Below are 25,357 nucleotides of genomic sequence, written 5' to 3'. Positions count from 1 at the left end.
CATGACCGACTGGAAGCAGTTGGCGGAGTACTCGGTGCCGGCCCTCGCGGTCGGGGCCGCGGCGGGGTTGATCGCCGGTGGACTGGCCGCGTTCGTCGGCCAGCCCGCCGGCTGGGCGGTGCTCACCGGGCTCGGGCTCGGCGTCCCGCTGATGGTGTTCGGGGCCGGGTACGCCGCCCTGGTCGCGCTGGGCAAGGTCCCCGCCGGGGTGTTCGCACCGGCGGCGGTCTATTGGGTGGTCGCGTTCCCGCTGGCGCTGCTCGCGCACGCGGTGGTGACCGAGTGGGTGGTCGCCGGTACGCCGGGACTCCCGCCCGAACCGTGGAAGTTCCTCGCCTTCCGTGCACTGGTGAGCATGGGATTCGCGATCGGCTTCCTGTGGATGCACGAGCAGCTCGGCCGCTTCTGGTGGCCGCGCATCCTCGATCACAACCTGTACGCGCAGCGTGTCGTCGCGCAGTACAGCCAACTCGCCGCGGCGCTGGAGGCTCGCAAGGCCGCCACCGGCCGCGGCCGCAAGAAGCGCCTCGCCTGAGCTCTCGCAGGCGTGTCGGTGGCCCGCGATCCGGCAGTGATCGCGGGCCACCGATCACCCATGGAGGGTGATGCCCCGGCCCCTCGCACCTCGTAGAGGTGGAGGCGGGGGGTGGTGGGGGCGTGACCCACGCGAAGCACGGCAGCGGCCAAAGGAGCGGCCGGAAGGCTCCGGCACCCGGGGCGGCGCCGGCTCGGGCCGGTCTGGTGCTGATCTCGCTGATCGTGGTCGCGGGTGTCGCCAACCTGAACCTGTCCGTCGCGAACGTGGCGCTGCCGTCCATCGGCCGGGCGTTCGACTCGTCGCAGACGGCGCTGGATCTGATCGCGGTCGGCTACTCGCTCGGGCTGGCCGCGTCGGTGCTGTACCTCGGTGCGCTCGGTGACCGGTACGGACGGAAGCTGATGCTCGTCCTCGGCATGTTGCTGTCGATCCCGGCCTGCCTGCTCGCGGCGTACGCGCCGACCGACTCGGTGCTGTTCATCGCGCGGGTGGTCGGTGGCATCTCCGCAGGTCTGGCGTACCCGACGACGCTGGCGCTGATCGCGGCACTGTGGACCGGGGCGGGACGGACGAAGGCGATCGCCCTCTGGTCCGCGATCGGCGGCGGCATCGCCTCGCTCGGTCCGCTGGTCGCCGGTGCGTTGCTGGAGTCGTTCTGGTGGGGTTCGGTCTTCCTGATCACGCTGCCGCTGGCCGTCATCGCGCTGCTGATGGCGATTTTCCTGGTCCCCGCGCACGTGAACGAGACGACCGACCCGGTCGACAACCTCGGCGGCATCTTGTCGGTGGTGATGGTCGGCGCGTTGATCCTGGCGATCAACTTCGCGCCGGTGCCGAACCAGGGCACGCTGGTGATCAGCCTGGCGGTTCTCACGGTGGCCGCGGTGATCGCGTTCGTGCTGCGGCAGCGCCGGGCGCCGAACCCGCTGTACGACCTGCACATCGCCGGCCGGCGGATCTTCTGGGTGGCGGCCTGTGCGGGCATCATCGTGTTCGGTTCGCTGATGGGGTCGGCGTTCGTTAGCCAGCAGTACCTGCAGAACGTGCTCGGCTACTCGACCCTCGAGGCCGGTACGGCGTTCCTGCCCGCGGTCGTGTGCATGATCCTGATCGCGCCGTCCTCGGCGAAGCTGGTCGAGTCCCGCGGCGCGCGCTTCACGTTGCTCGCCGGATACGTGGCGCTGCTCCTCGCCTTCGGGTCGATGCTGATGCTCTGGTCCGACGACAGCGCGTATTGGCAGGTCGCGATCGCGTACGTGTTCGTGGGCATCGGAGTCGGGTTCGCGGGGACGCCGGCGTCGCACTCACTGACCGGCGCAGTACCGGTACGGCGCGCGGGGATGGCGTCCGGTACCGCGGACCTGCAGCGCGATCTGGGCGGCGCGATCATGCAGTCGATCTTCGGCGCGCTGCTGGCGGCCGGGTACGCGTCCGCGTTCGCCGCGGCGATCGCGGCGGCACCGAACGGCGACGAGGTGTCCGACACGGTGAAGAACGAGCTCACCAAGTCGTTCTCGAGTGCCAGCGACACCGCCCAGCAGTACCCGCAGTACTCCGACCAGATCGTCAGTGCGGCGAAGTCGTCGTTCCTGGACGGTGCCGACTGGGCCTACACAGCCGGCATCATCGCGATCCTGATCGGCGCGGTTCTCGTCTTCTTCCTCTTCCCTCGGCACGAGCGTGAGAAGCAACTGCTGGCCGAGTACGAGTCGCAGGATCGGGTCGGCGCATGACAGGCGTCACCAGCCTGGTCATCGCGGAGGCCGTGAACCCGGTGCCGTGGGCGCGGGCGCAGATGGCGTTCACCCTCGCCTTCCACATCATCCTGGTACCGCTCGGGGTGTCGTGGGCCTTCATGACGTTGATCGCCAACTATCGCGCGTTGCGGCGCGACGACCACGACGCGCTGCTGCTCGCGCAGCAGTGGTCGAAGTACATGGCCGTGACGTTCGCCGTCGGGGCGGTGACCGGAACCGTGCTGAGCTTCGAGTTCGGCCTGCTCTGGCCGCGGTTCATGGGCGTGTACGGCGAGGCGTTCGGCATCCCGTTCGCGTTCGAGGGACTGTTCTTCTTCACCGAGGCGATCTTCGTCGCGATCTACATCTTCGGCTGGCGGCGGCTGAAGCCGTGGACGCATTTCTGGACCGGGGTGCCGATCGTGATCGCGGGCATCTTCGGCTCGATCTCGGTGGTCGCGGCGAACGCCTGGATGAACGCGCCCGGCGGGTTCACGATGAACGCGGACGGCGAGATCACCAAGGTCGAGCCGCTCGAGGTGATCTTCAACGACTCGATGCCGTTGCAGGCCGCGCACATGGTGATCGCGGCGTACCTGGTCGGCGGGTTCCTGGTCGCGTCGGTCTACGCGACCGCGATGCTGCGGGGCCGCGACGACCGGTACCACCGGATCGCGTTCACGATCGCGTTCACGGTGGCCGCGGTGATGACGCCGATCCAGATGGGCGTCGGCGACGCGCTGGCGCGGTGGGTGTACAACAACCAGCCGGTGAAGTTCGCCGCGATCGAGTTGGTGCCGACGACGGCGTCCGACGTCCCCGAAACGCTGCTGGGCAAGCTGAACGCCGACGGCACCATCTCCGGCGGGATCCCGATCCCGGGTCTGGCGTCCTGGCTGTCCGATCCGGGCAGCGGCAGGTCGACCGTCATTCAGGGGCTCGACACCGTGCCGGTCGACGAACGGCCGACGATCCGCGAGACCAACACCGTGCATCTGGCGTGGGACGTGATGGTCGGACTCGGTACGGCGCTGTTCCTGCTCTCGGTCTGGTACGGGCTGACCTGGCTGTTCCGCCGGCGAATGCCGAAGAGCAAATGGTTTCTACGCGCCGCCGCGTGCGCCGGAGTACTCGCGGTGATCACGATGGAAGCGGGGTGGATCGTCACCGAGGTCGGCCGGCAGCCGTGGATCGTCTACAACCGGATGAAGGTGGAGGAGGCCGCCACCGCGAACACCGGGGTCTGGATCACGTTCATCGCCGTCTTCCTGCTGTACGCCGCCCTCGGGGTCACGACGATCCTCGTCCTGCGGGGGATGAGCCGGCGCTTCCGCCGCGCGGGCGGTTTCGTCGAGGGCGACACGCCGTACGGCCCGACGCAGGAGGACGCGACGGAGCTCGAGACGGCCGATGAACGGGTCGAGGAGCGGACGCCGTGAGTACGACGATCGCGGCCGTGCTGCTGCTCGCGCTGGTGGCGTACGCCGTGTTCGGCGGCGCGGACTTCGGGGCGGGGTTCTGGGATCTGGTCGCGGGCGGACCCGAGCAGGGCGCCGAACCGCGGGCGCTGATCGAGCGGTCGATCGGTCCGGTCTGGGAGGCGAACCACGTCTGGCTGATCTTCGTCTTCGTCGTCACCTGGACGGCGTTCCCGGCGGCGTACGCGTCGATCGTGCTGACGATGTTCGTGCCACTCACGCTAGCGGCGTTGGGGATCGTGCTGCGCGGCGCGAGTTTCGCGTTCCGCAAGTCGGTCGTGAAGCTGCGGTACCGTCGGGTCTTCGGCGGCGCGTTCGCGCTGTCGTCGGTCCTCGTACCGTTCTGCATGGGCGCGATCGCGGGTGGTATCGCATCGGGGCGCGTCCCCGCGGGCGGCAAGGCCGGCGACCCGGTGACCAGCTGGCTGAACCCGGTGTCGTTGACGAGCGGCGTGCTCGCGATCGTGGTGGCGGCGTACCTGGCGGCCGTCTATCTGGTCTGGGACGCTCGCCGGTTCCACCAGTTCGAGCTGGGCGAGTACTTCCGCCGCCGTGCCGTGGTAAGTGCGGTCGTGGCCGCGGTGGTCGCCGTGGTCGGGCTGTTCGTGCTGAACGCCGACGCGTCACACGTCTTCGACGGCCTGCTGTCGAGGGCGTTGCCGACCGCAATTCTCAGTGTGCTCTGCGGTTTCGGCGCGCTGGTGTTGCTGATGCGCTCCGCCGCTCGCGGTGCGCGGCTCCTCGCCGTACTCGCGGTGGCCGGAATCATCGTCAGCTGGGGCATCGCGCAGTGGCCGTACTTCCTGCCGGAAAGCCTGACCGTCTCCGCAGCGGCCGCACCCGAGGCCACGCTCGTCACATTGCTCGTCGCGGTCGGACTCGCGGTCCTGATCGTCGTACCGGGGTTCGTCCTGCTGTACGTGCTCGACCAGCGCACGCTGCTGCCCGAGGAAGGAATCGAGGACGCCGGTGACCGGCCAATCATCTCCGGCGGGTGATTCGCCCGCTCGCACGCGCTGCCGATCGTGGACGAAGGCCCGCGACCGGCGCGCGGCACAACTGTGAAGGACCTTCGCCATGACCTTGAGCTCGCCGTTCCCGCCGATCGCCGACTACGCGTTCTTGTCGAACTGCCACACCGGTGCCCTGGTCGCGCCGGACGGATCGGTCGACTGGCTGTGTCTGCCCGCCTTCGACGCACCGAGCGTGTTCAGCAACCTGCTGGACCGTGATGCCGGGTCGTTCCGGTTCGGTCCGTACGGGATCAATCAGCCGACCGCGCGGGCGTACATCCCGGGGACGAACGTCATGACCACCACCTGGCACACGCCGGCGGGCTGGCTGCTCGTCCACGACGCGCTGACAATGGGACCGGCGCACGGCCCGGACACGGTGACTCCGCACACCAGGCCGCCGGCCGACGACGACGCCGACCATCTGCTGGTCCGGACCGTCGAATGCCTGGAGGGTTCGGTCGAGATCGAGATCGTCTGCGAGCCGGTCTTCGACTACGGCCGGACCCCGGCCGACTGGACGATGGTGAGCGAGGACCTGCACGCCGCGGACGCGACCGGTGCCGGTCAGACGTTCCGGCTGTCCACCGACATGCTGATCGGGATCGAGGGCGGCTCGGCCCGGGCCCGGCACGTCATCACCAAGGGCGAGAAGGCGTACTGCGCGCTCTCGTGGGCGGAGGGACTGGTGTCGCCGACGGATGTGGCCGACGCCGAGCGGCGGATCGAGGCGACAGTCCTGTTCTGGCGGCACTGGCTGGCGCGGGCCAGGATCCCCGACCACCGCTTCCGGCATCCGCTGGAGCGTTCGGCGCTGACCATCAAGGGCCTCACGTACATGCCGACCGGAGCGACGATCGCGGCGCTCACCACGTCGTTGCCGGAGACACCGGGCGGTGAACGCAACTGGGACTACCGCTACACGTGGATCCGGGACACCACGTTCACGCTGCAGGCGCTGCACTACCTGAACCTGGACTGGGAAGCCAACGAGTTCATGCAGTTCGTCGCCGACCTGGAGCCGAACCCGGACGGCGCGCTGCAGATCATGTACGGCATCGACGGCCGCCGCGACCTGACCGAGTCGACCCGCGACGACCTGACCGGCTACGAGGGGGCCAGTCCGGTGCGGATCGGCAACGGCGCCTACAACCAGAAGCAGAACGACGTGTACGGCGCGGTGCTGGACTCGGTGCTGCTGCACACCGTGCGGAGCAAGCGACTGCCGCGCCGCCTGTGGCCGCTGGTCCAGTCGCAGGCCCAGTGCGCGATCTCGTCGTGGCACGATCCCGACCAGGGCATCTGGGAGGCCCGCGGCGAACCCCAGCACTACGTGTCCTCGAAGCTGATGGGCTGGGTGGCCCTGGACCGGGCAGCCCGGCTGGCCGGGATCCTCAACGAGAACGCGCTGTCCGACCTGTGGGCGAAGACGGCGGACGAGATCCGCGACGACATCCTCGAGCACGGCGTGAGTGACCGCGGCGTCCTGCGGCAGCACTACGACACCGACGCGCTCGACGCCTCGACCCTGCTGGCGCCGCTGTTCGGCTTCCTGCCGGCCACCGACGAGCGGATGCGGGCGACCGTCGACGCGATCGACAAGGAGCTGACCGAGAACGGGTTCGTGCTGCGCTACAAGACCGACGAGACCGACGACGGCCTGTCCGGCAAGGAAGGCACGTTCCTGATCTGCTCGTTCTGGCTGGTGTCTGCGCTCGCGATGACCGGCGAGGTCGACCGCGCGCGCAGCCAGCTCGAACGGCTGCTGCGGATCCAGTCGCCGTTGGGGCTGTACGCCGAGGAGTACGAGGTCGAGCGGGCCCGGCACCTGGGCAATTTCCCGCAGGCGTTCTCACACCTGGCACTGATCGGCGGTGCCGGGCGGATCATCCTGGCCGACATCCGGGAGGAGCTGTCGCTGTGACCGAGCAGATGGAAAGCCCGCACGTCGTCGTCCTCGGCGGCGGGCTGGCCGGCGTCGCGTGCGCGCACACGCTGGGGGACGAAGGCGTTCAGGTCACACTGGTCGACCGCAACGACTACCACCAATTCCAGCCGTTGCTGTACCAGGTCGCCACGTCGCAGTTGCCGGCCGAGGACATCGCGCGGCCGCACAAGACAATCTTCCGCGAGCACCCGACCGTCCACGTCCGCACCGCCGAGGTCGAGCGGATCGACGCCGACAACCTCGCGCTGACGCTGACCGACGGCGATCGGATCGCCGGTACGCACCTGGTCGTCGCAGCCGGTGCGCGGCCGGAGTACTTCGGCGTACCAGGGGCTGCCGCGCACGCGTTCCCGTTGTACTCGGTCGCCGACGCGGAGCGGCTGCGGCGGCACCTGCAGTCCACGATCCACACCGCTCCGGACGCGCCAGGTGCGCTGGACGTCGTGGTCGTGGGCGGTGGTCCGACCGGGGTCGAGATCACCGGCGCACTGACCGAGCTGATGGCGGCGTTGCTGGCCACCGAACGAATCTCGGAGCCGGGAACGGTCACCCTGGTCGACCGCGGCGAGACACTGCTGTCCGCGTTCTCCCGGAAGTCACACAAGTACGCGCACAAGCGGCTCACCCAGCGCGGCGCCAAGCCGCGGCTGGGGACGGGGGTCGCAGCGGTGCACGCCGATCGGGTCGAGTTCGACGACGGGTCGACGATCCGGACCCGCACGGTCATCTGGGGTGGCGGTGAGGCGGCCGCGTCGGTCGTCGGCACCGCGACCGGTTTGACGACCGGCCGTGGCGGGCGCATCGACGTACTGCCGGACCTCACCGTGGACAAGCATCCGCACGTCTATGCGATCGGCGACGTGGCCAACATTCCCGCTCACGACGGGTCGATCCTGCCGCAACTGGGTTCGGTCGCCCAGCAGTCGGGGGCCTGGGCCGCGGGCAACATTCTGCGCGAGGTGCGCGGCGAGAAAGCCGAGCCGTTCCATTACAAGGACAAGGGCATCATGGCGATGATCGGCCGCAACGCAGCCGTCGCCGAGGTCGGCCGGCATCGGCATCAGGTCGAGGGCCCGGTTGCCTTCGCTGCCTGGCTCGGCGTCCACGCGATGCTCCTCAGCGGCGCGCACAGCAGAACCGACGCGTTCATGACCTGGGCCTGGAACTACTTCGACCGCGATCACGCGGCGACCGTCGAGTGGTCCGGCGAGCCGGAGCGGATCGCCTGGGGCGACGAGACCGCCGACGTCCCACACATCCGTATCAATGTGGTGCCGCGGGGTGACGGCACCTGAGGAGGACACCATGCCCGAGCAGTACGACGTGATCATCGTCGGAACGGGAGCGGGGGGCGGCACGCTGCTGCACCGGCTGGCACCGTCGGGACGGCGGATCCTCGTCCTGGAACGCGGCGACTGGCTCCCGCGGGAGGTGGAGAACTGGAACGCCGAGGCGGTGTTCGTGAAGAACCGGTACGTCTCGCCGGACCAGTGGTACGACGGCGACGGCAGACCGTTCCAGCCGCAGGTGCACTATTTCGTTGGTGGTGCCACCAAGTTCTACGGTGCCGCGCTGTACCGGCTGCGCGAGCGCGACTTCCACGAACTCAAGCACCACGGGGGAATCTCGCCGGCCTGGCCGATCACCTACGACGTGATGGAGCCGTATTACACCCAGGCTGAGCAGTTGTACCAGGTTCACGGTGCCCGCGGCGAGGACCCCACCGATCCGCCGGCGTCGGCGCCGTACCCGCATCCGCCGGTCTCGCACGAGCCGCGGATCCAGCAGTTGTTCGACGACATGCGGGCGACCGGGCTGCATCCGTTCCACGCGCCGTGCGGCGTGATGCTGGACGAGCAGCGGCCGGAGGCCAGCAAGTGCATCCGGTGCGCGACCTGCGACGGGTTCCCCTGCCTGGTGCACGCGAAGTCGGACGCGGATGTGATCGCCGTCCGGCCGTCCCTCGAGTACGACAACGTGACGCTGCTGCGGAACACCGTCGTACGGCGCCTCGAGACCGACCCGGCCGGCCGCACGGTGACCGACGTCGTCGCCGAGGTGCAAGGTGACGAGCAACGCTTCCGTGCTGACATCGTGGTGCTGTCGGCGGGTGCGGTGAACTCGGCCAAGATCCTGCTCGCGAGTGCGAGCGACCGGCATCCGGCCGGGCTCGCGAACGGCTCCGATCAGGTCGGGCGGCATTACGTGTTCCACAACAGCCGGGCGTTCCTGGCGATCTCCACCGAGAAGAACGACACCCGGTTCCAGAAGACGCTCGGGCTGAACGACTACTACTTCGGGGACGCCGACTTCGACTATCCGATGGGCAACCTGCAGATGGTGGGCAAGTCCTCGGCCCCGATGTATCGCGGCGAGAAGCCGCTCGAAACCGTCGTGGCGCCGACGTTCGCGCTGCGGGACGTGGCCGAGCATGCCGTCGACTTCTGGCTCTCGGTCGAGGACCTGCCGGATCCGGACAACCGGGTGACGCTCGACAGGCGCGGCAACGTCGTGCTGAGCTACACGCCGAACAACACCGAGCCGATGGACCAGCTGTACCGGCGGACCAAGCAGAACCTCGGCCGCCTCGGCATGCACCCGCACCACCTGATTCCGCGCAGCGTCTACATGAAGAACGACATCCCGGTGGCGGGCTGCGCGCATCAGGCCGGCACGGTGCGGTTCGGGCTGGATCCGGAGACCTCGGTCCTGGACACCAACTGCAAGGCACACGAGGTCGACAACCTGTACGTCGTCGACACCAGCTTCTTCCCGAGCATCGGCGCGGTGAACCCGGCACTGACCGCGATCGCGAACGCACTGCGGGTCGGTGACCACCTGCTGGAGCGGCTCGGCTGAGCCGCACGACAGACCGGCCGGTTCGTTGCGAACCGGCCGGCTCCGCGGCTCAGGTCAGGAGTTGTCAGTCCGGGATCCACGGGTGGCGCCACCCGCCGTACCCGGCCGTGATCTCGTCGGCCGCCGTCGGTCCCCAGGTTCCGGGTTTGTACGCATGGATCGGAGTCGGTGCGTCGAGCAACGGTTGCATGACGCGCCACTGCTCCTCGACCGCGTCCTGCCGGGTGAATCGGGTGCCGCCGCCGGTCATTGCCGCGTGCAACAGCACCTCGTACGGCGTGGGGCCCTCGCCGCCCTCGTCCGCGAACTCCATGTCGAGGTCGATCGGCGCGAAGCGGGCCGTGTCCGCGCGACGCGCATCCAGCTTGACCCGGACCCCCGTGGACGGGTCGAGCTTGATCACCAGCTGGTTCGGTTCGGCCACGTGCCCGCGCGGCGCGAAACCCAGCCGCGGCGGCCGCTTGAAGACCAGGCGGAGCTCGGTCTGCGTGACCGGAAGCCGTTTCCCCGTCCGGATGAAGAACGGTACGCCGGACCAGCGCCAGTTCTCGATCTCGAGCCGGAGCGCGGCGTACGTCTCGGTGGTCGAGTCCTTCGCGACCCCGTCGATGTCGAGGTACCCGTCGTACTGACCGCGCACGTAATGCGCCGGATCGGCGTCCTCGATCGCCCGGAACAGCGCGGTCTGCGAGTCCTTCAGCGTGGTCGGATCACCGCGCGACGGCGGCTCCATCGCGGCGGCCGCGACCACCTGCATCAAGTGATTGACGACGACGTCGCGCAGCGCGCCGACCGGGTCGTAGAAGTGGCCGCGATCCTCGACGCCGAAGCTCTCCGCCATGGTGATCTGGACACAGTCGACGTAATTGCGGTTCCACAGCGGCTCGAGCATGGCGTTCCCGAACCGCAGGAACAGGATCTCCTCCAGGCCCATCTTCCCGAGGTAGTGGTCGATCCGGTACAGCTGCGACTCGTCCAGGTACTGGTGCAGGGTGGCAGCCAGTTCGTGCGCCGACTGCCGGTCGTGGCCGAACGGCTTCTCGATCACGACTCGCGCACCGGAGGTCAGTCCGGCCTCGGACAGCCCCTGGACCACTCGGGCGAACAGGAAGGGCGGGATCTCGAGGTAGAAGACCGGCGTCTCGGCCCCCTTGATCGCCTGGCCGACCCGGTCGTAGACACCGGGATCGTCGAAATCGCCCCCGACGTACGACAACCGGTCGGCGAAGCGGTCGAAGACGGCCTTGTCGATCGTGACACCGGTGCCCTCGATCGACGTTCGGGCCCGGTCGATCAGCTGGTCGACGGTCCAGTCGTCGGCCGCCACACCGACGATCGGGCAGTTCAGCAGCCCGCGCGCCTCCAGGCGGTACAGCGAACGGAACGTCATCACCTTGGCCAGATCACCGGTGATCCCGAAGATCACCAGCACGTCGGCCGCCGGCCCCTGCGAACCTGTCGGTGTCAGTGTCATGCCGGTCTCCTCCGCTGCCGGGCGAACCTTACGTTCAGCCTCAGCAGCAGGCAGGCGGAGCGGCATCATCCGGGGCGGGTGATTCGTCCCGGCACGCCTCGCTACGAGCCGATGTCGCGCGAGTCAGCTGCGGCGGCGCCGGCGGGTGGCGGCGGCGGGCTCGGCGGGTTCGACCGGCTCCGCGGTGGCCTGCAGCTCGTGGTACGCCTTGCGGGTGTGCTCGGTGTGCTCGCGCATGATCTGCGCGGCCTTGTCCTCGTCACCGTCGCTGATCGCCTTGACCAGGCGGTTGTGCTCGCGCCACGAGGCGGCGCCACGCATCGGGGCTACCGGTGTGTAGTACCAGCGGACGCGGCGGTCGACCTGGGCCGCGAAGTCGACGAGGAACCTGTTGCCGGACATCTGCGTGATCGAGCTGTGCAGCTCCGCGTTGGTGCGCACGGTGCCGTCGATGTCACCGGCCTCCTGGTACGCCGTACCGACCTTGCAGAGCTCCCGCAGCTTCGCCACGTCCTCCTTCGACGCGTGCCGGGCCGCGAGCCGGGCGGACTCCGACTCCAGCGCTGCGCGCGCGGCCAGCAGCTGGTCGACCTCGTCCTCGGCCGGCACATGCACCATCGCGCCGAATCCGGGCCGCAGGTCCACCCAGCCTTCGTTGTTCAGCCGCTGCAGGGCTTCGCGCACCGGCTGCCGGGAGACGCCGAGCATCGACGCGAGCTCGACCTCGACCAGATGCCGGCCGCGCTCGAGGGTGCCGTCGATGATCATCTCGGTGAGGGCCTCGTACACCGATTCCCGCAGCGGCGTCGGCCGCTTGACGTGTCGCACACCGGCCGGCTCCGCGCCCGCCCCGGGCCCTGCGCTGATCGTCGTCATGAGGTCCTTTCCGGTCCTACGGTCATAGCACTTGGTAGACAGTCTACCAAGTGCCATGACCTGACATATAGCTCCGGCAGCAGGTGTTGTGCCGGAGTTTCACGCGAGTCAGGCGGCCGACTCGCGGTCGTCGTTCTGCTCCTTGGTCTGGGCCGTGTTCTGGGCCGTGTTCTGGGCAGCGTTCTGGGCGGTCAGCTCGGCGAGCTCCGCGTCCAGGTCGAGCGGCCGGTGCAGCTCCTGCAGCTCCGGGGCATCCGGGAACTGCGGCCGGGCCGCCAGAGCGCCGAACCTACGGGTGAAAATCATCTCTGCTCTCTCCTTCTGAATTCTGGCTTCTGTATACATTCAACCAGCCTGATCCAGCGGAAATGCCCGGATCTCACGTGATCCGGGTTACGTCGGGGGTGATCCGGCTTACACCCGCGAGACCGATCAGGTGCTGGACTGACGGCGCCGGCCGAAAGTCCGGGTGGGTGTTACGGGGCTCGCGTGGTCAGTAGTCGTCGCGCGTGAGCAAGGAGACGAAGACACCGCCGCAGATGACGGCAACTGCTCCGCCTGCCAGCATCGGGTACAACAACCAGGGGTCGGACCAGTGCCAGCCAGGCGTCCACTCGCCGTGCCGGCGGGAAATCTGGGCCTCGAGCCTGCGGATCTGTCGTCTCTCGGCGACGTCGATCCCGTTTCCGGAACTCGCCAGCGACCGGGCCAGCGTCACCAACTCAGCCTTCTCGTGCGGCAACAGTTCCGAACGATCTTCAGCCTCCGATGGCGGTTGCACAAACGCCGCCGAACTGCAGATCAGCGGGGAGCCGGTTGCCTCGTCAAGGTACAGCACGTACTGGTCGGTGCAGGGCGTGCCAGCCGCGGCTACCCGCACCCGATAGTTACCGCTGCCCGCGATGATGAAGGACAGGAAGAGCCCGACAGCGGTGACGACCACGCCGGCACCAGCGATCCACGGCAACACCCGGCGAGCACGTCGTATCCGCCGGGCCTTACGCGGGTCGAACCGGGTCGCGAGCTGATCATCGTGCACTAACCCATTGTCGAACGGCCGAGCACAGGCAGTTGGCAGAACGTCCTCAACCTGCCAATCGGCCGCTCGAGCCAGGCCACTGGACGGTCGGCATCGATGTCCGACGTTCGTCTCATTCCGGCGGAGCGACAGTCCAGCGGTCCTTTCCCGAGGTTCAGCCGCCGCAACGCCAGAGCTGAGGTCGGGGGCTGGGGCTGGCTCAAAGGCCGCCGGCTGCGTCGAGGGAGCCGGTGAGGTGGATGTTGAGCAGGTCGTCGAGGGCCGTTTGGACGCCGACCTGTCGGGCGACATCGAGCAGGGCCCGGGCGAGGACGGGCTCGGGGCTGCGAGCAGCGATGACCAGGCCGACCCGCGGACCGTGGGCCGGGCGCTTGAGCGGTACGACGCGCATCCCGTCCGGTACGCCGAACATGTGCAACCACGCGTGCGAGATGACCGTCGACCAGTGGCCGCCGTGCAGGTGGCTGTACAGCCCGGAGACCGTGTCGCTCTCGATCGACGGTGCCGCGGTCACGCCGTCGTCGGTGAAGTAGCTGTTCATGATGCGGCGGTTGCGCATGTCGGGGGAGAGCAGGCAGAGCGGCAGTTCGGCGACCTGTGCCCAGGTCGCGACGGTCTGGCCGGCGAGTTCGGTGTCCTTCGGCGTGAGCAGCAGGTAGCGCTCCTCGTACAGCGGCGTCTTCCGCACCTGGCCGAGGGTGTCGTCGTCGAGGTACGTCATCGCGACGTCGAGCTCGAACTCGGACAGCTTCTGGGTGATGTCGCGCGACGACAGCGACTCGAGGGTCACCCGGGTGTTCGGGTGCCGCTCGCAGAACGGGGTGGTGAGCAGCGAGACGACCGGCATCGCGGTCGGGATCGCGCCGAGGCGCAGCGTGCCGTTGAGGCCGCCACGCATCATCGACAGCTCGTGCCGGAGCGCGTCCTGCTCAGCGAGGATGCGCTGCGCCCAGAGCAGCACCCGCTCACCTTCCGGGGTCAGTCCCTCGAAGCGCCGGCCACGCCGCACGATCGGTACGTCGAGCTCCTGCTCGAGCTTGCGGATCGCGGCGGACAGGGACGGCTGCGACACGTAACAGGCGTCCGCGGCCCGCGCGAAGTGCTTCTCGCGGGCGAGGGCGACGAGGTACTCCAGTTGGCGAAGCAGCATCATCAACCCCGGTCCGGTGTGCAGTCGCCTGTATACATAATCCAACTGTAGTGACCCGATTACCGCACGGAAAGAGCTCAACTGTGAGCTGGGTCACACCATGTCTCGGGGTGCTCGCGTCGTTCGACGGTGTGGCAGAGGGACTTCTGTCAGGAGGACATGTGATGGACAAGGTGGTATCGAAGGACGGCACCGAGCTGGCGTACGACGCGATCGGGAGCGGCCCCGGACTGGTGCTCGTCGCGGGTGCGTTCACCGGGCGCGGGTACTTCGCGGAGTACGCCGAGGCGCTGTCATCGGCGTTCACGGTGGTGGCGTACGACCGGCGTGGTCGCGGTGACTCCGGTGACACGGTGCCGTACGCCGTGGAACGGGAGTGGGAGGACCTGGAGGCGGTGCGGTCCGCGACGGACGCACGGTTCGCGTGCGCGTTCTCGTCGGGGTCGATGGTGCTGCTGCAGGCCGGGCTGCCGTTCGAGAAGCAGGCTGTCGTGGAGCCGCCGTTCCGGGTCGACGGCGCACCGCCGGAGCCGGAGCGGTACCTGGAGCGGCTGCAGGAGTACGTCGCTGCCGGCAACCCTGGTGGTGCGGCTGAGCTGTTCATGGTGGAGGCGGTCGGTCAGCCACGAGAGATGGTCGAGCAGATCAAGCAGTCGCCGATGTGGGCCGGGTTGGAAGCCATGGCGCCCACGCTGGTGTACGACGCGCTGCAGATGCGCGACAGCGCCGTACCGGTCGAGCTGCTGTCATCGATCCCGATGCCGACGCTGGGGCTCTACAGCAGCGCCAGCCCGGAGTGGTTGCAGCGGTCCGTGTGTGAGACCGCGGCCGCGCTGCCGCAGGGATCTGTGGAGGGACACGACGGGACGTTCCACACTGTGCCGCCGGAGACACTGGCGCGTGTGTTGGAGGGCTACTTCCTCAGTGCGTGAACTCTGCGACCTGGAAGGTCGAGGAGGCGTTTGAGACGTGGCGCGAGCGGCCGCTCGACGAAGCGGTGCAGGGCGGCCGCGACGCCGGTCATCAGCAGCATCGTGGCGGCGACCAGGAGGACGTGGTTCACCCGGTCGCCGAGGCGCTCGAAGATGATGAATCCGATGTGCGCGTGCACCAGGTACAGCGGGTAGGTGAGCGCGCCGAGCATCGCGAACCACGGCCGGCCGAGGCACTGCGTACGCCGGAGCGCGATCGCGAGCATGACCGCGAAAATCGCCACGATGATCGCGACGACGACCGGCCGGTGCAGTTCGGCGTCGTACCGCAGCCCGACCCGGTCGGCGAAGCCGATGCCCCGGTAGATCGCGTTGCCGAGCGCGACCGCGACCAGAGCGAGCGTCTGCGGCGTCGCGCCGTACCGATGGATCAGGCACAGCGCCATCCCGGCGATGAAGTAGTGCGAGAACTGGGTGTTGAGCACCAGATCGGTGGCCTGCGGCAACAGTCCGGCCTCGAACAGGAAGGTCGCGGCCAACCACGCCCAGGCGAAGACCATCACCCGGCGGGCGGTGATCCCGATCCACGTGAGGACCAGGATCATCGCGTAGAACCGCAGCTCGGCCCACAGCGTCCAGTAGACGACGTCGACGTTCTTGATGTTCGGTAGCGAGTTGAACATCGTCAGATTCGCCAGGTACTGCGGAAGCGAGACCGGGAACCGCCCCGCGCCGAACCCGACCGAGACGAGCGTGGTCAACGTGACGGCGATCCAGTACGCCGGGTACAGGCGGACCGCCCGCGACACCACGAAGCGGCGCGGTGATCGGTCCCAGGCGCTGAGCAGCACCACGAATCCGCTGATCGTGAAGAACAGGTCGACGCCGAGATACCCGTACCGCGCGATCACATCGGCGTGTGGGAAGTGCAGATCGCTCAGTCCGCCCGCGTACGCGGAGAACAGGTAGTGGTACGCCATCACCGAGACGGCAGCGAGGATCCGCAGAAGATCGACCTCGTACAGCCGTGCTGGGGCGGGATACGTGGTTCCGTCGGGCACCACGCCACTACACCGCACCCGCCGGCCGCGATCATCAGTCTTCAGCACGATCTCTGCCTGCGACTTACGGATGACCCGGACCGGCGGTTGCGGCCGGCAACAACAGGGATCAGCCAAAGCCGACCCGCTGCCGGCCGGCTCGACGTCAGGTGGGCAGGCGCATCGGCATCAGGATGTAGGCGGAGTCGGGCGTGGGCCGGTCGTCGGGGGAGGCCAGGCCGGTCAGGTTGGCCGGTTTGGTGGGTTGGGTGAACGCGAAGTGCGCGAACGGGGTGCCGAGCGAGGCCAGGCCGTCGAGCAGGTAGCCGGCGTTGAATCCGGCCACGATCGGCTCGCCGCCGAGCGTGATCTCGACCGCCTCCGACGCCTGCGCCTCCTCACCGTTGCCCGCGTCGAGCGTCGCCGTACCGTCCTCGAAGGTCAGCCGCACCGGCGCCGAACGCTCTGCCACCAGCGCCACCCGCTTGACGGCCTCGACGAGTGCAGCGGTCTGGACGGTGACGGTGCTGGCGATCGCGCTGTCGGCGGGAATCAACCCGCGGACCTTCGGGAACTCGCCGTCGATCAGCCGGCTGGTCGCGTGCCGGCCGCCGCCCTCGAAGCCGATCAACCCGTCCCCGGTCCGGGTCGAACCGAGCGCGAGGGTGATGTCGTGGCCGGCCATCGCCTTCGTGACATCACCGAGCAGCTTCGCCGGGACCAGTGCATTCGCCTCGAAAGTGGCGTCGACGGGCTCCCAGAGGATGGTGCGCACGGCGAGCCGGTACCGGTCCGTGGCGAGCAGCGAGAGTGTCGACCCCCGGATCTCCAGCCGGATCCCGGTGAAGACCGGCAGCGTGTCGTCCCGTCCGGCCGCGCTCGCCACCTGATGCACGGCGCGCGCGAGAACGTCCCCGTCGACCACACCGGTGGCGGCGGGAATCTCGGGTAGCGGCGGGTACTCGTCGAGAGGCAGCGTGTGCAGGACGAAGCGCGCCGCTCCGCTGCTGACCTGGACGCGCGCCGCCTCACCGCTCAGGTCGACCGAGCCGCCGGGCATGCTGCGGCAGATGTCGGACAGCAGCCGCCCCGACACCAGCACCCGGCCCTCGTCGGCCACCTCGGCCGGCACGCTGACCTGCGCCGAGCTCTCGTAGTCGAACCCGGACAGGGTCACCTGACCGTCCGCGGCCTCGACCAGCATCCCGGCCAGAATCGGCACACTCGGCCGGCTCGGCAGCCCACGCGCCACCCAGCCGACCGCCTCGGCGAGCACTTCACGCCCGACCCGAACCTTCATCGCAGTTCCTCCCCATCAAGAGGAGACGACTCAACCAGACCGCACCGACAATTCGCGAACCGAGCCCGTCAGCCGAAGACGATGCGCTCCACCTCGTCGGCTTCCGGTCTGGTCAGGACGAGGGCTGAGTGGGCACCTGGTACGGCGCTGCTCGGGTCGATCGATGCCCTACTGACGACGTCCGGCCAGCGGCGGCAGTGGGTCGCCATGATGTTCGGTCCGACTTCTCGGCCTCGGGCCTGCTGGCCGGAGCGGGCCACGTCGGCGGGTACGTCGAGCAGGATCAGGTGCAGGGGCAGTCCGGCCTGACGCGCACGCCGGCCGATCAGCTGGCGCACCCACGAGCGGGTACCGCAGTCGTGGATCACCAGTGGGCCGCGCCCCGGGCGCATCGCTGCCAGGAGCGTCACGTAGTACACGAAATGGACCAGTGGTCGCCAGACGGAGTACGGGAGCACTCCGAGGACGGGCATCCAGCGCTCGCGCAGCTGTGCGGAGTCCAGCACCCGTACTGACCTGTCACCCGCGAACACCCGCCGCAGAAACGTCGTCTTGCCCGCACCGGGGATCCCGGCCAGCAGCACGACCGCATCGGCTGTGTAGCGCAGCTCTCGTCCCCGCAGTACTCCCTCGATCACTCCATGCATCACGTTCGTCCTTCCGACAGGTATCGGTTGGACGAACGAAGCAGCCCGCTCTGCCCCGTGAACGGGCTGAGAAGTCGCTGGGAACTCCCTGAGAGCGGGTGATCAGTGACTGCCGAAGGTCTCCAGCAGGGTCTGCCGCTCGGCCTCGGTGAGGTTGGTGTCGACCAGCTTGCTGCCCATCCCGTGGAACCGCTCACCCAGCCGGTCGAGGTCACCCTCGTCGGTGACGACGAACAGCGCCGACGTCCCCTCGGTCACTTCGGTACGGATCTTCGCCAGCTGTTCCTTCGTGATGCCGACGTCCTCCGTCACCTTGCTGATCGCGCCGATGGCCGCTCCGACGACGCCACCGATCAGCGGGACGAAGAACAGTGCGCCGAGCAGGACACCCCAGAACGCACCCCACCCGGTCCCGCGCCAGGTCTCCTCGTGGCTCTGGTGCGTCGTCGGCTTCGACTCGCCTTGCGGCCAACTGACGACCGCGTGGTCGAGGATCTTCACCAGCCCGTCCGCGCTGGCCTCCTTCAGCACCCGGACCGCCCGGTCGGCGCCGTTCGGGTCGTCGAACTTCCACACCGTGAACGTGGTCATGCCGCCCTCTCCCCTCAGATCGGGCGCAGCCGGCATTCCCCCAGGGCTACGCCCTCCTTTCGAGCGTAGCCCTCAGGTGTCCCGCATCACACCCGGCACTCAGCGGCGTACGCGGTAGCGCAGGTGCAGCACCCGCTTGCCCTGGATCACGACATGCGGGTCCTCGAGCAGGTGCTGTCCGGCGACCGCCCCGAAGAAACGCTTCCCGGAGCCAATCACCACCGGCGCCACGTCCATGCCGACCTCGTCGACGAGACCGGCCGCCAGCATCTGGCCGCCGACGTCACCGGCCGCGACCTCGACGGTCCGATCGCCCGCGAGTTCCTGCGCCTTCGTCATCGCGGCCTCGATGCCGTTCACGAAATGGAACGGCGTCGCCGTGTCCCAATCCTCGGGCGGCGGTCGGTGCGACACCACGACCACGTGGTCGATACCGCTCGGCGGCTTCCCGTCCCAGCCGTCGGTCAGGTCGAAGACGTGCCGGCCGGCGATGGTCACGCCGATCTCGTTCCAGTACGCCCTGGTCAAGTCGTACGACGCCTGTGACACCTTCACGACCCCGGAATCGTCCAGCGGTACGTCGCCGTTCGACAGCCAGTCGAACAGCGGCCCGACCTGGTCGTCCTCGTCGGCGATGAAACCGTCGACCGACACCGTGCCGTACATGACTACTTTCCCCACCGTTGCACTCCTCTGTTCGGGTTCTGCTGATCCTGGCGCGCAGGGCCGGTCGCAGTCTTGTCAGAGATCACGCGCCGGGTAGGAAATCACACACCGTCACGATCATCGGGCGGTGCCGATTCACCCGGCGCCGAACGCCCGGCTTCGCCATCCTGGCGCTGCACCGGGTACTGGGTGAAGAGGTCGCCCTGTGCCGCGACGACGGCCGATGCGCCACCGCCCGAGCCGCGGAGCAGGTACGCCGCGACGACCGCGATCACCGCCCCCGCGAGTGGGCCCACGACGTACACCCAGTAGTCGGTGAACTTCGTCGCGGCCAGGTCCGGTCCGAACGTTCGGGCCGGGTTCATCGAGGCCCCGGAGACCGGGCTTGCCCACAGGCCGGCGAGTGCGATGTAGCCGCCGACACCGAGTGCTCCGACGATGCCGACGTTCTGGGCGCCCGACGCCGTTCCGAGGATGACGCTGACCAGCCCCAGCGTGAGCGCCGCCTCCATCACCAGCGCCTGCCAGGCTGCAGTGACCGGCGGGGGATAGGTGGCGCCGTACCGCGCGGACACGCCGATCACCCACCGGAGGAAGAGCGCCGCCACCGTCGCCCCGGCCAGCTGTACGGCGATGTAGCCGGGCACGCGCCGCCACGGGAAATCTCCGCGCAGCGCGAACGCGAGACTGACGGCTGGATTGAGATGGGCGCCGGACACCTTGCCCATGAACATGATGATGCCCATCACCATCAGCCCCGGTGCCACCACGACCGCCTCCCGGGAGATCGTGCCCGGGAACGCCTGACTCGTCATCCCGCCGCCCGCGGCGACCAGAACCAGCAGAAAGGTCCCGTAGAACTCCGCGAACAACCGGCGTGGTTCCTGGTCCGGGTTCTGGAAGTCCGCGATCGGGCCGGCGATGTCCTGCCGGACCCAGCCGCGAACGCGCTGCTCGGCGCGCGCGATCTGCTCGCCCACGACTATCGCCCCTTCGTCAACGCTGAAACGACGCTCCGGCCCGCGGACCGGGCCAGGCATCATCCGGGTGGGGTGATTCGAACGTCGCGCCGCCCGGCTTGACTCGGGTGCACCGCCCGAGTGCGGACCGGGATCGCCTGGATCGGGGAGGAGGCGGCAGCGATGCCTGCCGAGTCGGAACGAAGCGCCCTGTTGCCAAGTGGCCTGTCGCGGAGCGCCCAGTCATCGAGCGCTGTGCCACGCAGCGCCCTGTCACGCGGCGCGCTGCCGCGGATCGGCCTGTCGCGGGCGGACCGGGTGGCGTTGGGGAAGAGCGTCCGCGAACTGGTCCCGCTCGAGTCGCACGCCGAGTTCGAGCCGGGACCGCGCGATCCGATCGGCCTGCTGCTCGAACAGGAGCGGACCCGGGTACCCGAACTGGTCCCGATCCGGCACGGGCGGATGCTCACGTCGCCGTTCGCCTTCTACCGGGGCGCGGCGCTCCCGATGGCGGCCGATCTGGCGACCACGCCGACCTCCGGGCTGCGCGTGCAGTTGTGCGGCGACGCGCACCTGATGAACTTCGGCGCCTTCGCGTCGCCCGAACGCCACCTGGTCTTCAGCGTCAACGACTTCGACGAGACGCTGCCGGGCCCCTTCGAGTGGGACGTCAAACGGCTCGCCGCGAGCTTCGCCGTGGCCGGACGGGAGAACGGGTTCGATCAGAAGCAGCGGCGCAAAGTGGTCCTGGCGTCGGTCGAGAGCTACCGCGCGGCGATGCAGGACTTCGCGACCCGGCCGTTTCTGGATGTCTGGTACGCCCACTTCGACGTCGAGGACGCCATCCGGGAGTTCCGGTCGTCGGTGCACCCGCGCGGCGTGAAGTCGCTGGAGAAGATGGTCGCCAAGGCGCACACCCACGACAACCTGCAGGCCTTCAGCAAGCTGACCACCGTGGTCGACGGCCGGCGGCGGATCGTCCACTCACCCCCGCTGATCGAGCCGCTCGAGGACATCTTCCCGGCGGACCAGCGCACGGCGGTGGAGGACGCCGTACGCGAGACGCTGAACACGTACCGCCATACGCTGCAGTCGGACCGGCGGCATCTGCTCGACCACTTCACGCTGACCCAGGTCGCCCGGAAGGTGGTCGGGGTCGGCAGCGTGGGCACCCGGTGCTGGATCGTGCTGATGGAGTGCGGCGACGGGACCGAGCCGTTGTTCCTGCAGGCGAAGGAGGCGGGGGAGTCCGTGCTCTGCCGGTACGTCGGCCGCAGCGAGTACCGCAATCAAGGCGAACGGGTCGTCGCCGGGCAGCACCTGATCCAGGCGCAGAGCGACATCTTCCTCGGCTGGACCCAACTGCTCGAGGACGGCGTGGAGCGCGACTACTACGTCCGGCAACTCAAGGACTGGAAGTTCTCGGCGGACGTCGAGCGCAGCACTCCCAAGGGCCTGCGGATCTACGCGGGCATGTGCGGCTGGACGCTGGCGCGTGCGCACGCCCGCTCCGGCGACCGCCTGGCCCTCGCCGGCTACCTCGGCAGCTCCGACCGCTTCGCCCACGCACTCGCCGACTTCGCCGAGATGTACGCCGACCAGAACGAGCGCGATTACGACGCCTGGAAGGCCGCCGTCAACGCAGGACGCCTCCAGGTCGTCGTCGGCGCCTGAGCGATGCCTCCCCGCCGGCCGCCTGTCCGCGGCGTACGGCGGGTTCCGGACAGTCCGGTCCAGAATCCGGTGCGGACGGGAGAGGAGTTGGACATGGCGTCGATTTCGGAGCGGGAGCGCAGCGAGGTCGAGGCGGCGAACGCCGCACGCACGACTCCGGTCGTCTTCATCCACGGCCTCTGGCTGCTGCCGAGCAGTTGGGCCACCTGGGCGGACTACTTCCGGCGGGCCGGGTACGCGCCGCTGACGCCCGACTGGCCGGACGATCCCGAGACGGTCGAAGAGTCGCGGGCGAACCCTGATGTCCTGGCCAAGAAGACACTGAAGCAGGTGGCCGACCACACGGCCGACGTGATCGGACGGCTCGAGCAGAAGCCTGCCGTCATCGGCCACTCGACCGGCGGACTGGTTGCCCAGATGCTCGCCGGTCGCGGGCTTTCGGCCGTCACGGTTGCCATCGACCCGGGCGTCTTTCGCGGTGTCCTGCCGCTGCCCGCCTCGGTGCTCAGGTCGGCCGGACCTTTCCTGGTGAACCCCCGGTACCGAAGCCGGGCGATCACGCTCACCTTCGATCAGTTCAAGTACGGCTGGGCGAACGCCCTCGACGGCGAAGAGGCCAGGCGGCTGTACGACACCTACCATGTGGCGGGCTCGGGGATCGCCTTGGCGCAGATGGGTAACGCCAACCTCAATCCCTGGACCGAGTCGAAGGTCAACACGAAGAACCCCGATCGGGGCCCGCTGCTCATCCTCGACGGGGCGGAGGACCACACGGTTCCCTGGGCGATCGCCAACGCCTCGTACAAGCGGCAGAAACGCAACGCGGGCGATACCGAGATCAAGAAGATGCCGAACCGCGGCCACTCGCTCACCATCGACCACGGCTGGGAAGAGGTGGCTCGGACCGCTCTCGACTTCGTCGAGCGGTTCGTCCCGGCGACGCGGACCTAGCCGCGGCGACCGGTGAACCCACACGTCGCGGGTTCACGGTCACCGAGCGCGGCATCACAGGGCGCGCCCGGCAGGATTCGAACCTGCGACCAACGGATTAGAAGTCCGACGCTCTATCCAGCTGAGCTACGGGCGCTTGGCAGAGAAGAGTCTCTCAGATCACAGGGCGATCCCGCCTCCGGGTTCTGGTTCGGGGCGGGTCCGCAGCGGGTCCGCAGCGGGGCGGCGTACTGGGTGGCGTACCAGGCGGCGTGCTGGGGCAGGGCGGTGGAGGAAGTACAGCCTTGTCGTTCCATCCCGGTAACGCTGCGTGGGTGGTTCTGCCGCTCGATCTCGACCCCAACTAGGCTTCGGGGCATGAGTTACCCCTCACCAGGCCAGTCCGGCGCGCCCCAACCCGCGGCGGGGTCGGCGTACTCGCCCGGCGGGCCGTACCCGCAGCCGAACGTGCTCGGGAGCCATCCCGTGCCCGGGCAGCGGCGTAACCGCGGCGTGCTGATCGGCATCGTGATCGCGGTCGTGTTCGCGATCGCGGGCCTGGTGATCTTCGGCATCGTCGCCAAGGCGACCGGCGTCGGCGGCTTCACCTGGGGCCTGGTGTTCGCGTTCGTGCCGGTCATCCCGGTGATCGCGCTGTACCTCTGGCTGGACCGCTACGAGCCCGAGCCGACCAAGTACATCGTCTTCGCGCTCTGCTGGGGCGCGTTCATCGCCACGCTGGTGGCCATCTTCATCAACACCGAGGTGTCGAACCTGCTCGCGGAGACCGGCGTCGGCGGCGACCGGTCCGCGGTGTTCGTGGCGCCGCCGGTGGAGGAGTTCGCCAAGGGCTCGGTGATCCTGCTGCTGGCGCTGGTCCGGCGCAAGGAGTTCGACGGCATCATCGACGGACTGGTGTACGCCGGCATGGTGGGCGTCGGCTTCGCCTTCACCGAGAACATCCTGTACTACGGCCGCGTCTTCAACACGCTCTCCGAGGAGGCCGGCGCCGACGCGGGCCTGCGCGGGGCATTCGCGCTGTTCATCATCCGCGGTGTGATCTCGCCGTTCGCGCACCCGCTGTTCACGTCGTTCACCGCGATCGGGATCGGCGTCGCGATCCGGCACCGCAGCACCGCCGTACGCTATCTGGCGCCTGTCGTCGGATACCTCGCGGCCGTTCTCGCGCACGCCGCCTGGAACGCGTCCGCGAGCTGGGCCGGCGGAGGGGGCTTCATCCTCGCGTACCTGTGCCTGATGGTGCCGCTGTTCATCTGCCTGGTCGTGTTCGCGTTGGTGATGCGGTCCCGCGAAGGCCAGATGATCGCGTCCCGGCTGTACGACTATGTCCGGTTCGGTTGGCTGATCCCGCAGGACGTACCGCTGATCGCGACGCTCCGCGGGCGCAAGGCCCTGCGGCAGAACGCGCGGCGGTACGGTCCCCAGGCGGAAGCGGCGGCCAAGGCGTTCCAGCACAACGCGACCGAGCTGGCCTACCTGCGCGACAAGATCGTTCGCCAGGTCATCGGGCCCGAGGCGCTGGACACCGAGAAGCGGCTGCTCGACGAGCTCCGGAGCCGGCGGGCCAGCGTCCCGTTCCCGCCGATGCCGGCGTTCGCCCAGGCCGCACCGCAGTACGCACCGGTGGGTCCTGGCGGTCCGGTACCGCCTGGGATGGCCGGTGCGCCGTACGGTGCCCAGGTGCCGCCCGGGACGGCTGTGCCACCGGGTGCTCCGGTGCCGGGTATGCCGATGCCTCCGGGGGCGCCTGCGGCTGGTCAGCCCGGTGCTGCTGGTGCTGCTGGTGCGCCGGGGCAGAGCGGGGCGATGGATGGTCAGGCGCCGTACCCGCGGCCGCAGGACGGTTATCCACCGCCCCAGCCCGGGTATCCGTCCGGACAGCCCGCTCCCGGTGCGGGGCAACCGGGTTACCCACCAGGACCCGGCGGTCAGCAAGGACCGTCGGGAGGATACGGTCCGTATCCACCACCGCAGTGACTGCCACCCGTCCACGCCGCCAAACGGGGATGACGATGACTTTGCTTCTGCGCTGTCCGACCGGGCACTCTGTGCTCGTGGGCGGACGCCGTGGCTGACATCAGGTCAGCAGCTGGTGACGGTCCGGAACCGCAGGTTCCGGACCAGGCCCAGCCTGCCCAGGAGCTGGCGAACCTGATCGCCCAACAGCCCACCAAGCCCCGAGGTTTCTGGCGCCGCCGCCGTCGCAAGCCCAGCCCTGACACCGCCGAACCCACCTCCGCCTCCCAGCCGTCCACCACCGCCCCCACCCCTCCAGGCGACACACCTTCAACCTCCCAGCCCTCCGATGCCCCCGCGCCGAACAACGGCTCCACGTCTACGGAGGGTGCCGCGGCCCCGGACACCGTCACGCCTGCGGACGGAGCTGCGTCGCCAACGGGCGCCGCCGCTGAGGGCGCAGCCGCCGACGCGACCGCGGACGTGACCAGCGCAGCCGACGCCTCACCCGAGGACTCCGCCGTCGAGAA

At 68.9% G+C, this 25,357-nt stretch carries 22 protein-coding genes and 1 tRNA gene; 11 read left to right on the top strand and 12 right to left on the bottom strand.

Annotation, left to right across the window (positions count from 1 at the left end; genetic code table 11):
* Position 1 precedes the first annotated feature (1 nt).
* From AB0B82_RS01940 to AB0B82_RS01910, 7 genes are all read left to right on the top strand, one after another.
* Positions 2-535 (top strand): hypothetical protein, encoded by a 534-nt coding sequence (locus AB0B82_RS01940; RefSeq protein WP_360161409.1) that lies wholly within the window; start codon positions 2-4, stop codon positions 533-535.
* Positions 536-657: 122 nt separating this feature from the next.
* Entirely contained in the window at positions 658-2,271 is a 1,614-nt protein-coding gene (locus AB0B82_RS01935; protein ID WP_360161407.1) for an MFS transporter, read from the top strand.
* The gene (locus AB0B82_RS01930; protein WP_360161405.1) at positions 2,268-3,713 is read left to right on the top strand and encodes a cytochrome ubiquinol oxidase subunit I; all 1,446 of its coding nucleotides are present in this window, start codon (positions 2,268-2,270) and stop codon (positions 3,711-3,713) included. The genes AB0B82_RS01935 and AB0B82_RS01930 overlap by 4 nt, the downstream gene beginning before the upstream one ends.
* The gene (locus AB0B82_RS01925) at positions 3,710-4,750 is read left to right on the top strand and encodes a cytochrome d ubiquinol oxidase subunit II (protein WP_360161403.1); all 1,041 of its coding nucleotides are present in this window, start codon (positions 3,710-3,712) and stop codon (positions 4,748-4,750) included. The genes AB0B82_RS01930 and AB0B82_RS01925 overlap by 4 nt, the downstream gene beginning before the upstream one ends.
* A gap of 79 nt (positions 4,751-4,829) precedes the next feature.
* The gene (locus tag AB0B82_RS01920) at positions 4,830-6,689 is read left to right on the top strand and encodes a glycoside hydrolase family 15 protein (protein WP_360161401.1); all 1,860 of its coding nucleotides are present in this window, start codon (positions 4,830-4,832) and stop codon (positions 6,687-6,689) included.
* Entirely contained in the window at positions 6,686-8,008 is a 1,323-nt protein-coding gene (locus AB0B82_RS01915; protein WP_360161399.1) for an NAD(P)/FAD-dependent oxidoreductase, read from the top strand. Before AB0B82_RS01920 ends, AB0B82_RS01915 begins: the two co-directional genes overlap by 4 nt.
* A complete protein-coding gene (locus AB0B82_RS01910) occupies positions 7,995-9,572 on the top strand; it encodes a GMC family oxidoreductase (protein WP_360161397.1) in 1,578 nt (525 codons plus the stop codon). The genes AB0B82_RS01915 and AB0B82_RS01910 overlap by 14 nt, the downstream gene beginning before the upstream one ends.
* 64 nt (positions 9,573-9,636) lie before the next feature.
* Here AB0B82_RS01910 and zwf read toward each other — a convergent pair whose 3' ends face one another.
* From zwf to AB0B82_RS01885, 5 genes are all read right to left on the bottom strand, one after another.
* A complete protein-coding gene (gene zwf, locus AB0B82_RS01905; RefSeq protein WP_360161395.1) occupies positions 9,637-11,046 on the bottom strand; it encodes a glucose-6-phosphate dehydrogenase in 1,410 nt (469 codons plus the stop codon).
* A gap of 123 nt (positions 11,047-11,169) precedes the next feature.
* Entirely contained in the window at positions 11,170-11,922 is a 753-nt protein-coding gene (locus AB0B82_RS01900) for a GntR family transcriptional regulator (RefSeq protein ID WP_360161393.1), read from the bottom strand.
* Between the two features lie 108 nt (positions 11,923-12,030).
* The gene (locus AB0B82_RS01895; RefSeq protein WP_360161391.1) at positions 12,031-12,228 is read right to left on the bottom strand and encodes a hypothetical protein; all 198 of its coding nucleotides are present in this window, start codon (positions 12,226-12,228) and stop codon (positions 12,031-12,033) included.
* A 187-nt stretch (positions 12,229-12,415) separates the two neighbouring features.
* Positions 12,416-12,892, bottom strand: coding sequence for a hypothetical protein (locus tag AB0B82_RS01890; RefSeq protein ID WP_360161389.1), 477 nt, complete (start codon positions 12,890-12,892; stop codon positions 12,416-12,418).
* 268 nt (positions 12,893-13,160) lie between these two features.
* Positions 13,161-14,114, bottom strand: coding sequence for a LysR family transcriptional regulator (locus AB0B82_RS01885; protein ID WP_360161387.1), 954 nt, complete (start codon positions 14,112-14,114; stop codon positions 13,161-13,163).
* A 161-nt stretch (positions 14,115-14,275) separates the two neighbouring features.
* Between AB0B82_RS01885 and AB0B82_RS01880 the strand changes: the two genes are divergently transcribed.
* Complete coding sequence (locus AB0B82_RS01880; RefSeq protein WP_360161385.1) at positions 14,276-15,043, top strand: alpha/beta hydrolase; 768 nt, start codon at positions 14,276-14,278, stop codon at positions 15,041-15,043.
* Here AB0B82_RS01880 and AB0B82_RS01875 read toward each other — a convergent pair.
* The 6 genes from AB0B82_RS01875 to AB0B82_RS01850 all read right to left on the bottom strand — a co-directional run bounded on the left by AB0B82_RS01875 (position 15,025) and on the right by AB0B82_RS01850 (position 20,267).
* Complete coding sequence (locus tag AB0B82_RS01875) at positions 15,025-16,104, bottom strand: acyltransferase (RefSeq protein ID WP_360161383.1); 1,080 nt, start codon at positions 16,102-16,104, stop codon at positions 15,025-15,027. The two genes, AB0B82_RS01880 and AB0B82_RS01875, sit on opposite strands and share 19 nt — an antisense overlap.
* 145 nt (positions 16,105-16,249) lie before the next feature.
* Complete coding sequence (gene dnaN / locus AB0B82_RS01870; RefSeq protein ID WP_360161381.1) at positions 16,250-17,383, bottom strand: DNA polymerase III subunit beta; 1,134 nt, start codon at positions 17,381-17,383, stop codon at positions 16,250-16,252.
* A 68-nt stretch (positions 17,384-17,451) separates the two neighbouring features.
* The gene (locus tag AB0B82_RS01865; RefSeq protein WP_360161379.1) at positions 17,452-18,030 is read right to left on the bottom strand and encodes an AAA family ATPase; all 579 of its coding nucleotides are present in this window, start codon (positions 18,028-18,030) and stop codon (positions 17,452-17,454) included.
* A gap of 102 nt (positions 18,031-18,132) precedes the next feature.
* Positions 18,133-18,621, bottom strand: a complete 489-nt coding sequence (locus AB0B82_RS01860) for a DUF1269 domain-containing protein (RefSeq protein WP_360161377.1) — start codon at positions 18,619-18,621, stop codon at positions 18,133-18,135.
* 99 nt (positions 18,622-18,720) lie between these two features.
* The gene (locus tag AB0B82_RS01855; protein ID WP_360161375.1) at positions 18,721-19,302 is read right to left on the bottom strand and encodes a dihydrofolate reductase; all 582 of its coding nucleotides are present in this window, start codon (positions 19,300-19,302) and stop codon (positions 18,721-18,723) included.
* Between the two features lie 86 nt (positions 19,303-19,388).
* Complete coding sequence (locus tag AB0B82_RS01850) at positions 19,389-20,267, bottom strand: aquaporin (protein WP_360161373.1); 879 nt, start codon at positions 20,265-20,267, stop codon at positions 19,389-19,391.
* Between the two features lie 234 nt (positions 20,268-20,501).
* Between AB0B82_RS01850 and AB0B82_RS01845 the strand changes: the two genes are divergently transcribed.
* Both AB0B82_RS01845 and AB0B82_RS01840 read left to right on the top strand, forming a co-directional pair.
* Positions 20,502-21,920 carry a DUF2252 domain-containing protein gene (locus AB0B82_RS01845; RefSeq protein WP_360161371.1) on the top strand — a complete coding sequence of 473 codons (1,419 nt, stop codon included), beginning with the start codon at positions 20,502-20,504 and terminating at the stop codon, positions 21,918-21,920.
* Between the two features lie 93 nt (positions 21,921-22,013).
* Complete coding sequence (locus tag AB0B82_RS01840) at positions 22,014-22,871, top strand: alpha/beta hydrolase (RefSeq protein WP_360161369.1); 858 nt, start codon at positions 22,014-22,016, stop codon at positions 22,869-22,871.
* Positions 22,872-22,933: 62 nt separating this feature from the next.
* Here AB0B82_RS01840 and AB0B82_RS01835 read toward each other — a convergent pair.
* Positions 22,934-23,007, bottom strand: a tRNA-Arg gene (locus AB0B82_RS01835).
* 221 nt (positions 23,008-23,228) lie between these two features.
* Here AB0B82_RS01835 and AB0B82_RS01830 point away from each other — a divergent pair.
* Positions 23,229-24,848: a PrsW family intramembrane metalloprotease gene (locus tag AB0B82_RS01830; RefSeq protein WP_360161367.1), complete on the top strand. Its 1,620-nt coding sequence runs from the start codon at positions 23,229-23,231 to the stop codon at positions 24,846-24,848.
* The last annotated feature ends 509 nt before the right edge of the window (positions 24,849-25,357 follow it).

Origin of the sequence: Kribbella sp. NPDC048915, assembly GCF_040649595.1 — a bacterium.
In the GTDB taxonomy this organism is placed as follows: Bacteria; Actinomycetota; Actinomycetes; order Propionibacteriales; family Kribbellaceae; genus Kribbella.
This window is presented reverse-complemented; position numbering and strand designations above follow the sequence as displayed.

What these genes read in the sequence shown, in the direction of transcription:
- AB0B82_RS01900 (WP_360161393.1), bottom strand. Translation starts at nt 11,922, where the DNA reads ATGACGACGATCAGCGCAGGGCCCGGGGCGGGCGCGGAGCCGGCCGGT.
- AB0B82_RS01865 (WP_360161379.1), bottom strand. Translation starts at nt 18,030, where the DNA reads ATGCATGGAGTGATCGAGGGAGTACTGCGGGGACGAGAGCTGCGCTAC.
- AB0B82_RS01885 (WP_360161387.1), bottom strand. Translation starts at nt 14,114, where the DNA reads ATGATGCTGCTTCGCCAACTGGAGTACCTCGTCGCCCTCGCCCGCGAG.
- zwf (WP_360161395.1), bottom strand. Translation starts at nt 11,046, where the DNA reads ATGACACTGACACCGACAGGTTCGCAGGGGCCGGCGGCCGACGTGCTG.
- AB0B82_RS01930 (WP_360161405.1), top strand. Translation starts at nt 2,268, where the DNA reads ATGACAGGCGTCACCAGCCTGGTCATCGCGGAGGCCGTGAACCCGGTG.
- dnaN (WP_360161381.1), bottom strand. Translation starts at nt 17,383, where the DNA reads ATGAAGGTTCGGGTCGGGCGTGAAGTGCTCGCCGAGGCGGTCGGCTGG.
- AB0B82_RS01920 (WP_360161401.1), top strand. Translation starts at nt 4,830, where the DNA reads ATGACCTTGAGCTCGCCGTTCCCGCCGATCGCCGACTACGCGTTCTTG.
- AB0B82_RS01940 (WP_360161409.1), top strand. Translation starts at nt 2, where the DNA reads ATGACCGACTGGAAGCAGTTGGCGGAGTACTCGGTGCCGGCCCTCGCG.
- AB0B82_RS01860 (WP_360161377.1), bottom strand. Translation starts at nt 18,621, where the DNA reads ATGACCACGTTCACGGTGTGGAAGTTCGACGACCCGAACGGCGCCGAC.
- AB0B82_RS01880 (WP_360161385.1), top strand. Translation starts at nt 14,276, where the DNA reads ATGGACAAGGTGGTATCGAAGGACGGCACCGAGCTGGCGTACGACGCG.
- AB0B82_RS01830 (WP_360161367.1), top strand. Translation starts at nt 23,229, where the DNA reads ATGAGTTACCCCTCACCAGGCCAGTCCGGCGCGCCCCAACCCGCGGCG.
- AB0B82_RS01840 (WP_360161369.1), top strand. Translation starts at nt 22,014, where the DNA reads ATGGCGTCGATTTCGGAGCGGGAGCGCAGCGAGGTCGAGGCGGCGAAC.
- AB0B82_RS01895 (WP_360161391.1), bottom strand. Translation starts at nt 12,228, where the DNA reads ATGATTTTCACCCGTAGGTTCGGCGCTCTGGCGGCCCGGCCGCAGTTC.